Genomic DNA, 10,612 nt, shown 5'->3' with positions numbered 1-10,612 from the left:
AATGGCCGACTCGAGCATCTGCGCGGGATCGCGCTTGGGTTCCGGAACCTGAGGCACTACATCGCCAGGAGTCTGCTCGAAGCCGGCGGCTTCAGACCTCGACTACACCCTCGTTCGTGAAGAGCCGGATATGATTCGCGTGAAAGCACGGGCTCCGACGCGACGGCCCGGGAAGGTCGTCGGGTTCAGTGTCGCGAGCAGACACCTGCACCGAGCAGGCCGCCGAGTGGCAGATGCATCGGAGGGGTCCACGGGATGCAGAAGCACAGTGACGCAGAAGCAGGGTGCGGACAGGGGCCCACACAGAGCCCACGATGACGCGCACGCCCGACGAAGCGACTCATCGATCGCCTCAGCACGGTGGACGGAGGGCGCTGGCAGAGCCGGGCGACTGCACCCTTGAAGGCCCTGCAGTCGAACGACGGCGGCTGCTGTTGTTAACGAGCCCCGCGGAGAAGACGTCGCACGAACAGCGGGAGGGCTCTGCCTCCCGGTGCACCAAGGGACGGTCCGCCTGTCGCGGATACGAGCGTCGTTGCATCGTAGATCATCGTTCTCGCCCCCTTTCCGACGGCACAGCAGATGCCGGCCATCCAGCATTCATTTCATCGAGTCGAGATCGGACCCGAGGGACCCATCCTCGAAACTCCGAAGAACTGGAGCGCGTGGAGGAAATCCACGTTTACACTAACACCATTATTTAAACGGCCACAAGAGTTTCGAGCGGAAGAATCTGGAATTCCTGCATCGGCCATCGTCACACCGTGTTCTTCAGCGTCGGCACCACCAGCACCGGGGACGCGCTGCGGTTGAGCACGGACTGACTGACCGACCCCATGAGCAGACCGGCGAATCCCCCGTGGCCACGAGTGCCGACCGCAACCACCGATGCGGTTCGCGTCGCCTCCGACAGCACGCCCGCAGGCGTTCCGCTGTAGAACCGCCAGTGGACGTCGAGCTCCGGATGCCTGTCCTTGACGATCGCCACCAGCGCCGCGAGATGGTCCGTGCAGTGCGCTCGGATGTCGGGGACGTCGATGGTGCGCTCGACCGGATCCGGGTACCACGCATCCGCGTTGAGCGCAGTGGCGGACACGAGTGTCAGGGAGCGCCCGAACATCTCCGCGAACCGCGCTGCGGCGAGCGCGATGCGGCGGGACGACTCTCCGAGGTCGACGCCCACGACGATCTCCTGCCGGAAGTTCATCTGGTCCGCGACGTTGCGGAACCCCTTCCCCGGGGACCTGGGCGGCGCGGATTCGGACAGCAGCTCCGTCGGCTCCGTCGCCGCGTGCTCACCGCCCGGCTGGTCCTGCTCCGGGGCGAAGATCCTACTGGGGTCCGGCGTCTCCCACTTCTCCGGGATGACGAGCGCCGAACAGTGCCCGTGCGCCGCCAGAGCCCCCGACACACTGCCGAGGAACCGGCCGGCGAACCGATTGCGCCCCCGCTTTCCGACGACCGCCAGGCGAGCGGACGCACTCTCTCGCACGAGCGCATCCGCTGCGTGCTCGTCGTAGGTGGCGAAGCTCGCCGCGACGCCGTCAGCCTTCGCCTGTTCAGCGAACGCCTCGAGCGGGTGACGCGCGTAGGACTCCATCGCCCTGCGGAAGTCCTCTGAGACCGTCAGTCCCGACTCATGATCGGCGAACGTCACGCTGTAGCAGCCGATCAGCCGCAGGCTCCAGCCCTGCCTCTTCGCAATGGCGAGCGCCACCTCGAATGCTCGTGCGCTGTTGGCGGATCCATCGACGCCCACCAGCACCTGATCCTTGACCATGGATTCGCGCATGTCGTTCATGTCACGATTTTACTCTTCGGCACAGCGGAACTGTAGATCTGCGACAGTATTGAGCCCCCTCACCGCAATTAGTGCAATCCTGCGGTTGCACTTCGGGCCGGATTCGCGCACCATGGACACGCAGGGCGGTCATCCGACGGCTCGCACCGCTCGCAGAGGAGCCGATGATGGCCGACCCCGACATCCCTCAGACGCCCGATTCCGCCGACGTCCCCGATGCGCTCGACGTCCCAGACGAGATCATCCGCTCGATCCGCATCGCCGCGGACGCGCAGACCGTCTTCGACATCGTGAGTGAACCCGGCTGGTTCATCAATGACGGCGAGTACAGAGAGCATCAGGTCGCATCAGACGGTGCGACCGCACGTGTGATGGACCCCGTCCTCGGCGAGTTCGAGGTCGGCATCGTCGCGCTGGAGCCTCCCCACCGCGCCGTGTTCTGCTGGCTGGGCGGCGATGCGGGGCCACTCGCCGATGCCCCCCGCACTACCGTCACCTTCACGATCGAGCCCCGTGAGGACGGTGTCGTCCTCACGGTCCACGAGACCGGCTTCGCCTCCCTCGACGCCGATGCCGTCGCCAGACGCCGGCGATTCGAGGAGCACTCCGCAGGATGGGTGGAGGAGCTCGCCGTTGCACGCACGCAGTCTCTGGCTCGTGCGGGACACCGCGGTTGACCTCCATGAACAGATCCGCGGCCGGATCCCCCGACAGCGGACCCACTCCGGATTCGACGTCTGACTCCGACGACGGATCGCTCGTCGGACCCGCCGCCGATGTCGTGTTCACGGCCCTCGCTGACCCGACACGGCGTCGGATCCTCCAGTCCCTCGCCGACCGTGCCGAGGATGCCGGAGCACTGGGGCACGATCTGGGGATCAGCCGTCAGGCGGCGGCCAAGCATCTGCGGATCCTCGAAGGGGCCGGCCTCGTCACCGCGACTCGCTCGTCCCGTCGCCGCGTCCATGCGACCGATCCGGCCCGGATCCGCGAAGTGTCCGACCTGCTCGGCACAGTCGCGCGAGGGTGGGAGCGTCGACTCGCGTCGGTAGCCGCGCAGGCGGAGGCGGACGAGAAGGGGACACGGAGAACATGATGACCCGACGAGAACCAGCTGTGTGGCGCGGACGACCTCACTGCCGTCACGGTTAGGGTCCGGCGGCAGTCGCCTTCCTCACCTCGGACCGTTGACAAGGCACGATGCCCGGTGACGTCGCGTACACAGCGGCTGCGCTGGCGGACGTGACACTGACACTCGCGGATCAGCTGGCTGACCGGGGAATCCGAGCGCGCACGGTGGATTCCGGGCCGGTCGACACCGGCTGCCTCACGCCCGAGGCCCGGGAGACGGTGTCGGAGAAGCTCACATCCGGGCGATTCGGCGAACCCGACGCCCCTGCCCGCCTCCTGGCCTCGCTGCCGCAACCGCCTCAACAGCCCCCGCATCCGTCTCCGCCGCCTCAGCCCGCAGTCGGGCATCGACGACAGACGTGAACCGCGCGACCTCCTCGGCCACCCGATCCTCATCCCACCCGAGCACGGGAGCGACCAGCCGAGCAGCGACCTCCGCGGCGGCCACCCCCCGGTCCGGCACCTCGAACTCGAGTCGCAGCCGGCGATGGAGGACGTCCTCCAGATGCAGGGCGCCTTCGGCGCGGACGGCGTAGACGACCTCGGCGGCGGTGCAGTGCTCGGCCCCCGGCAGAGGGCAGGCCAACGCGGGCTCCGCATCGATCAGCGCGAACAGGTCCGCCAGTCGTCCGCCGTACCGCGACAGCAGCCTGTCGAGTCGGGCCTCGTCCCAGCCATGGGCGCGCAGGTCGCGATTCGCCAGCACCAGTGAGCGCCGCGATGCGGACAGCTGGGCACCGTCCGCTCCCAGCAGCGGCAGATCCTCGGTGCGCGACCGCGACCGGGGGAATCGGCTGCGCACGGCGAAGTCCACCGCATCGGCCGCCATCACGCGGTAGGTCGTGAATTTGCCGCCGGCGATCGCGCTGAGCCCCGGCGCGACTTCCAGGACAGCGTGCTCGCGCGACACCCTCGCACTGTCGCCCGTTCCGTCGACCGGCTGGAGCAGCGGCCGCAGCCCCGCGAACGACCCGACGACGTCCTCCCTGGTGAGGGGACGCTCCAGCACCGCGTTCGCGCCCTCGAGCACCCGGTCGATGTCCGTCGCCGTCACGAGGGGAAGGCCGACGTCCTCGCGCCACGGCGTATCCGTCGTCCCGATCAGCCACAGCTCGCCCCACGGGATGATGAAGAGGACCGATGTCTCCGTCCGGGTGATGACGCCGACCCTCGCGGGCGCGTCGATCCGGTCGCGCGGCACGGTCACGTGGATTCCCTTCGACGCGAGCACCTCCAGCCCGGTGTCCGCGTCGGCCGCAGCCTGCTGCTCGCCCGTCCACACGCCCGTCGCGAGGATGGTCGCGTGCGCGTGCACTGAGACCTCCGCGCCCGTCTCCTCGTCGCGGATCCGGGCGCCGGTGACACGGGCGCCGTCACTCCCGCCGCCGGCAGCTCCGGCTTCGTCGGCGGCCGGCGCGTCCTCGCGCAGGTAGTCCACCACGCGCGCGTAGTTCGCCGCCGAGGCGCCCAGGCCCACCGCTGATCGCACCAGTGCCTGCGTGAACCGGGCGTCGTCCACCTGGGCGTCGTAGTACTCGATCCCGCCGTAGGGCGCCGCGAGACCCGGGAACCTCTCCTGCGACTGGGCCGCACCCAGCTGCCGATGGGTCGGGACCGCCCGCTTCTGCCCGACCCGGGCGGACATGACGTCGTACAGGGTCACGCCCGAGCCGACGTAGACGCGATCCGCCAGTGGGTTCTCGAACGGGAGGATGAACGACACCGGCTTCACGAGGTGCGGGGCGATCCGCGTCAGCAGCAGGTCGCGCTCCTTCAGCGCCTCTGCGACGAGGGGGAAGTCCAGCATCTCGAGGTACCGCAGACCGCCGTGGATCAGCTTCGACGACCGCGACGAGGTGCCGGTCGCCCAGTCGGCGGCCTCGACGATCCCCACGCTCAGACCGCGCGAGGCCGCATCCAGCGCGATGCCGGCACCGGTGACCCCGCCGCCGACCACGAGGACGTCGAGCGGAGTGGCGGGTGAGGTGCGGGCGAGCGCGCGGAGTGACGCGGCTCGAGTCAGCGGATTCAGCGGGGCGGGGCGCACGGTGGACCTCGTTCCGATGCGGGGGCCTGGGCTCCCAGCCTAGTGGTCACGATCCGCGCACGGCCATGTCTGCCCGGCCGCATGCGCACACGCCCGCGACACGGTGAGCAGACACGCTCTCAGACCCCCGCGAAGCGTCAAGGACCCTGGTTACATGTACCTGTTACATGTACCTGGGCGACGCTGCGCGGGAAGCCTCCCACCCGCAGCGCGCCCGTCCCCCGCAGTGCGCCGATGACCCAGGAGACCGCTGATGAGCTACAGCCCGCGCGACCGCCGCTCTCTCGCTGCCGCTGCGGCCGGCGACGCCGAGGCGCCCACAGCGGCGATTCCGGCGACAGCGGCCCCTTCCGCCGGAGCTCCCACCAGCACCGCGCCCGTCGCAGGTGCAGGCCTGCCCTCGTCTGCGGTAACCGGCCCGCCCAGGTCCTCGTGGTTCCACATCCTCCGCACGGCATTCCGCGAGTTCATCGCGGATGAGTCCATCGACCTCGCCGCCGGCCTCACCTTCCGCGGGCTGCTGTCCGTGTTCCCCGCTCTGGTCGCGCTCGTGTCGATCCTCAGCCTGCTCGGCCAGGGAGGGTCGGTCATCACCTCGGTGCTCGATGAGGCGGAGAGGGCGGCTCCCACGGACACGCTGAGCACTGTCCGCCCCTTCCTCGAATCCGTGCTCGACACCCCCGCGCCGGGCTGGGGGCTCATCGTCGGCCTCGCGATCGCGCTGTGGTCGGCGTCCGGCTACGTGAAGGCGTTCAGCCGCGCCATGAACACGGTCGTCGGAGTGCCGGAGGGACGCGGATTCTTCGTGTTCAACCTGGTGATGTACCTGCTGACCGCGCTCATCCTGATCCTCGGCGCCCTGGTCCTGCTGGTCTTCGTCATCTCCGGTCCGATCGCCGAGGCGGTGGGCGGCCTGCTCGGGATGGGCGGCATCGCGCTCATGGTCTGGACCATCGCGCGGTGGTTCGTGCTCGCCTTCGTCGTCGTGCTCCTCGTCGCACTGCTCTTCCATGCGACCCCGAACGTCAAGGGTCTCCGATTCCGCTGGCTGAGCGTCGGCGCCCTCGTCGCGATCCTCGTCTCCATCCTCGCGACGCTGGGCTTCCTCTTCTACATCTCGCGTTTCGGCACCTACAACGCGACGTACGGTGCGCTGACCGGCGTCATCATCCTCATGCTGTGGGTCTTCATCATGAACTCGACCCTGCTGTTCGGCGCTCAGCTCGACAGCGAGATCGAGCGCATGCGGCAGCTGCGCGAGGGCCTGCCCGCGGAGGAGGAGCTCCAGCTGCCCGTCCGCAGCACGAAGGCCAGCGACAGGCAGGCCCGGAAGTACGCCGACGACGTCCAGCGGGGCCGCGCCATCCGCCTCTCAGCGGCCGCGAACCGCGCGGAGGCCGGTCAGGCCGGACACGCGGAGCAGGCTGGACACGCAGGTCCGGCTGGTGCGGTCCCCGACCGGCGCCGGGGACGCGCGATCGCGCCACGGCTGCGACGGACTCCCCGCGGTCGCCATTGACCAGGCGCCTCACACAGTCCCGCTGCCGCCCAAGCGCACTGCGACGTTGTCGAGCAGCCGTGTCGACCCGACGCGGGCTGCGACCAGCATCCTGGCCGCCTCACCCGGACGGGCCTCTCCGAGGTCCGGGTCGGTGACGACAAGATAGTCGGGCTCGATGCCGTGTCCGGTCAGGACGGCGCGCGCGGCGTCGAGCGCGGCGGCCTCTCCGCCTGCCGCAGCGTCGATGCCAGCCCGCAGAGCGGCCGCGATGGAGGCGGCGAGGGCGCGCTCCTCCCGCGCCAGGTACGCGTTGCGGGAACTCATCGCGAGCCCGTCCTCCTCGCGGACCGTGTCACCGCCGAGCACCTCCACACCCAGGCACAGCTCCTCCGCCATGAGGCGGATCAGGGTCAGCTGCTGATAGTCCTTCTCCCCGAAGATCGCGATGTCCGGGCGCACCAGCCCGAACAGCTTCGCGACGACCGTGAGGACTCCCCGGAACATGACGGGCCGGTGCTCGCCCTCGAGGATCCGCCCCAGCGGGCCCGGGTCCACCCGCACGGTGCCGTCGAGCCCTGCGGGGTACATGACGTCCACCGTGGGCGCGAAGATCACGTCGACCCCGGCCGTCGCGCACTTCTGAACATCAGCATCGAACGTGCGCGGATACTCGTCGAAGTCCTCACCGGGCGCGAACTGCGTCGGGTTCAGGAAGATCGAGGTGACGACGGTGTCCGCGAGCGGGCGGACGTGCTCCATGAGGGACAGGTGCCCCGCATGCAGCGCTCCCATCGTCGGGACGAGCGCGACGGTCCCGGAGGTCGCTGCACGCAGCTCCTCGGGGGTGCGGGCGATGAGCGGTTCGGGCATGGGTGCCTTCCTGTCGGGACTGGTGGGGGCAGAATCTCTGGCAAGGGCAGAGTCTCTGGTGGGCGGAGCGTGTGGTGGGCGGAGTCTCTCGCGGGCAGAGCGTGTGGCGGGGGCAGAGTGGCTGGTCTGACGGACTGGACCGACGAGGTCCGCGCGGCTGCGGGAGCCGTGGGGACCTCGGCCGCGGGTCAGGCGGACCGCGTCGGCACGACGAGGACCGGTGACACCGTGCGACTGAGCACCGACTGGCTCACGGATCCCAGGAGGAGTCCGCTGAATCCGCCGTGGCCGCGGGTGCCCACGACCACGAGGGCGGCCGTCCGGGTGGCCTCCGACAGGACACCGGCGGGCGACCCGTCGAACAGGCGCCACTGCACGTCCAGCGCCGGGTGCTTCTCGCGGATCGTGCTGGTCAGCCACGTGAGGTGCTCTGCCCGGTACTCGTGCATGGACTGGACCTCGAGCGCACCCTGGCCCGGGTACGGGAACCGGGTGCCGACGGTGATCGGGACCGCCGCGACGAGGGTCAGTGCGCGGCCGGTGAGCGCCGCATACTCCGCAGCGCGGGCGGCCACGGGGCCAGAGCTGTCCCCCAGGTCGACGGCTGCGATGACGTCGCCGTCGAAGTTCAGCGCCTGGGAGACGTTCTCGAACGCACGGCGTCCCTCGCGCTCCGCGCCGGATGCGGAGACGAGCTCAGCGGGCTCCGTCGCCGCCGCCTCACCACCCGGCAGGTCCTGGCGGGGCGCGAAGAGAGCCTCGGTGTCGTCCGCGTCCCACCGCGCGGGGATCACCAGTGTCGGACAGGCCGAGTGCGCCGCGAGCGCGCCGGACACACTGCCGAGGAAGCGGCCGGCGAATCGGTTGCGACCGCGCTTGCCGACGACGGCGAGCACCGCTTCCTCACTCTCGCGGATCAGAAGCTGCGCAGCACTGCCCTCCTGCACGTCCGCGCTGACCGGGACCCCTGCGGCCTCGGCCTGCTCGACCATGTCGTCGACCGGCTTCCGCGCTTCCTGCGACGCCGTGTCACGGAACGCGCCGAGGATCTGGTCGCCGGCCTCGAAGTCGTAGGGCGGGAGGTCGTACGCGGCGACCAGCCGCAGTGACCAGCCGCGCCGCTGGGCGAGGGACAGGGCGATGTCGAAGGCCCGCGCGCAGTGCTCCGATTCGTCGACGCCGACCAGAATGCGCGCGGGCGTCGTGGAACCGTCTGTCACCGGAGAATCAGTCGTGTCCGTCATGGCTCCACGGTATCGGGAGATGTACATCACTGTGGAGAGGCGACAAGACGATGCCGTCGAGGCTGAGCCCGCCGCGTGCCCGGGCCGATCGCACCGCTCATCAGCGGCGGTGCGCGACCCTGCGAGCAGTCCTCAGACCAGACCTGGGCGCATGCTGAGGACTGCTCGCCCCGACTTCTCGGCTAGAGTGAGGGTACTTGCGAATCCGGCGACGGGTTCCCTGCGTCGTTTGGACGCCTCGTCATTCGAACCGTGTGGACAACCGGTTCTCGATTCCGAAGCCCATTCCTTGCGGCGAACGAGCCCACCATCCGGTGTGCCCGCCACTGCCCCGGCATGGTCCTTCGTCATCTCAGATGCGCTGCACCGTGCACCGGCACGTTGAAAGGCTCTTCCATCAGCGCTTCTCAGACTTCTTCCGCACCGACCACGTTCGCCTCACTGGGCGTCCCCGCTCCGATCGCGCGCGCACTCGCCGCCGACGGCAAGGTCGATGCCTTCCCCATCCAGCAGGACACGCTTCCTGACACCCTCGCCGGCCGCGACGTCCTGGGCCGCGGCAAGACGGGCTCCGGCAAGACGCTGGCCTTCTCCATCCCGATGGTCGCCCGCCTGGGCGCCGAGCGGGACGCCGCGAACCTGCCGCAGCGTCCGCGCGGTCTGATCCTCGCACCCACCCGCGAGCTCGCGACGCAGATCGACGCGGTCATCGCGCCGCTCGCGCAGGTGCACGGCATGCGCACCACCACCGTCTTCGGCGGTGTGAGCGCCAACAAGCAGATCTCTGCCCTGCGTCGCGGCGTCGACATCGTCGTGGCCTGCCCCGGCCGCCTCGAGGACCTGCTCCAGCAGCGGGCGCTCTCGCTCGATGCTGTGGAGATCTCCATCCTCGACGAGGCCGACCACATGGCTGACCTGGGCTTCCTCCCGGGCGTCACGCGGATCCTGCAGAAGACCCCGACCGACGGCCAGCGGATGTTCTTCTCCGCCACGCTGGACAACGGCGTGGACAAGCTGGTGCGCCGCTTCCTCCACAACGAGGTGCTGCACTCCGTCGACGCTCCGGAATCCCACGTCTCCGCGATGACCCACCACGTCTTCGAGGTGCCGAACGACGACAAGAAGGATCTCGTCGCCCAGCTGGCATCAGGGATGGGCCGCCGCATCCTCTTCACCCGCACGAAGCACCAGGCGAAGCGCTACGCCAAGCAGCTGACGAAGCAGGGGATCCCCGCCGTCGACCTGCACGGCGATCTGTCCCAGCCGCAGCGCGATCGCAACCTCGCAGCCTTCGGCGGTGGAGGCGCCCGCGTGCTCGTCGCCACGGACGTCGCCGCTCGCGGTGTGCACGTGGATGACGTCGAACTGGTCGTCCATGTCGATCCGCCGGCTGAGCACAAGGCCTACCTGCACCGTTCGGGCCGCACCGCGCGTGCGGGCAGCGCCGGCGACGTCGTCACGGTGATGCTGCCGGAGCAGCGCCGGGACACCCAGATGCTGCTGCGCAAGGCCAAGGTCACGGTCACCCCGGTCGCAGTCACCGCGGACTCCGCAGAGGTCGCCCGACTGGTCGGCGAGATCGCCCCGCACGTGGAGCCGGCTCCCCCGGCCCCGCCGCAGCAGCAGGGTCGCGGAGGCGGCGGCCAGGGCGGTCGCGGTGGACGCGGTGGCCAGGGCGGACGCGGCGGTCAGGGTGCCGGCGGCGGAGGCCGAGGGCGCCGAGGCGGGCGCGGCGGATCCGGCGGCGGCACCGGCGGTGCCCCTCGCGGTGGTTCCGAGGGCGGTCGCAGCACCGGTTCCGGTGGCGGGCGCGGCGGCTCCGCAGGCCGCAGTGCCGGTCGCGACTCCGGTCGCTCGCGCAGCCGCGCGTCCTGAGGCACCGCGTGTGCTGACGCGCTGACACACGTGCGTGGGTCAGTTGACGCACGCGCGTGAACAGAGCAGACAAGGCCCCTCCGGTCACGATCAGTGACCGGAGGGGCCTTGTCTGTGTCGGCGCGGCAGTCTGCTCCGTCGTC

At 69.9% G+C, this 10,612-nt stretch carries 8 protein-coding genes; 4 read left to right on the top strand and 4 right to left on the bottom strand.

Features of this window, described 5'->3' with window-relative positions; all coding sequences use genetic code 11:
- Nucleotides 1–757: 757 nt before the first annotated feature.
- Complete coding sequence (locus BJEO58_RS08010; protein ID WP_101588943.1) at nt 758–1,801, bottom strand: universal stress protein; 1,044 nt, start codon at nt 1,799–1,801, stop codon at nt 758–760.
- A gap of 164 nt (nt 1,802–1,965) precedes the next feature.
- On the opposite strand from BJEO58_RS08010, the gene BJEO58_RS08005 reads away from it, so the two are divergent.
- Nucleotides 1,966–2,478, top strand: a complete 513-nt coding sequence (locus BJEO58_RS08005) for an SRPBCC domain-containing protein (RefSeq protein WP_219617091.1) — start codon at nt 1,966–1,968, stop codon at nt 2,476–2,478.
- 5 nt (nt 2,479–2,483) lie between these two features.
- Nucleotides 2,484–2,897, top strand: a complete 414-nt coding sequence (locus tag BJEO58_RS08000) for an ArsR/SmtB family transcription factor (protein WP_101588941.1) — start codon at nt 2,484–2,486, stop codon at nt 2,895–2,897.
- 267 nt (nt 2,898–3,164) lie between these two features.
- Here BJEO58_RS08000 and BJEO58_RS07995 read toward each other — a convergent pair whose 3' ends face one another.
- Nucleotides 3,165–4,979, bottom strand: a complete 1,815-nt coding sequence (locus BJEO58_RS07995) for a glycerol-3-phosphate dehydrogenase/oxidase (RefSeq protein WP_101588940.1) — start codon at nt 4,977–4,979, stop codon at nt 3,165–3,167.
- A 253-nt stretch (nt 4,980–5,232) separates the two neighbouring features.
- Between BJEO58_RS07995 and BJEO58_RS07990 the strand changes: the two genes are divergently transcribed.
- Entirely contained in the window at nt 5,233–6,498 is a 1,266-nt protein-coding gene (locus BJEO58_RS07990) for a YihY/virulence factor BrkB family protein (RefSeq protein WP_101588939.1), read from the top strand.
- A gap of 9 nt (nt 6,499–6,507) precedes the next feature.
- On the opposite strand, the gene panC is transcribed toward BJEO58_RS07990, so the two are convergent.
- Complete coding sequence (panC, locus tag BJEO58_RS07985; RefSeq protein ID WP_101588938.1) at nt 6,508–7,350, bottom strand: pantoate--beta-alanine ligase; 843 nt, start codon at nt 7,348–7,350, stop codon at nt 6,508–6,510.
- A 188-nt stretch (nt 7,351–7,538) separates the two neighbouring features.
- Nucleotides 7,539–8,594 (bottom strand): universal stress protein, encoded by a 1,056-nt coding sequence (locus BJEO58_RS07980; RefSeq protein ID WP_246075876.1) that lies wholly within the window; start codon nt 8,592–8,594, stop codon nt 7,539–7,541.
- Between the two features lie 381 nt (nt 8,595–8,975).
- Here BJEO58_RS07980 and BJEO58_RS07975 point away from each other — a divergent pair, with 381 nt between their 5' ends.
- Nucleotides 8,976–10,469, top strand: a complete 1,494-nt coding sequence (locus tag BJEO58_RS07975) for a DEAD/DEAH box helicase (protein WP_246075877.1) — start codon at nt 8,976–8,978, stop codon at nt 10,467–10,469.
- Nucleotides 10,470–10,612 lie beyond the last annotated feature (143 nt).

It is taken from the genome of Brevibacterium jeotgali, from assembly GCF_900169175.1.
Lineage (GTDB): Bacteria > Actinomycetota > Actinomycetes > Actinomycetales > Brevibacteriaceae > Brevibacterium > Brevibacterium jeotgali.
Note: the sequence above shows the minus strand (reverse complement) of the source record. Positions and strands in the feature narration are given on the sequence as shown.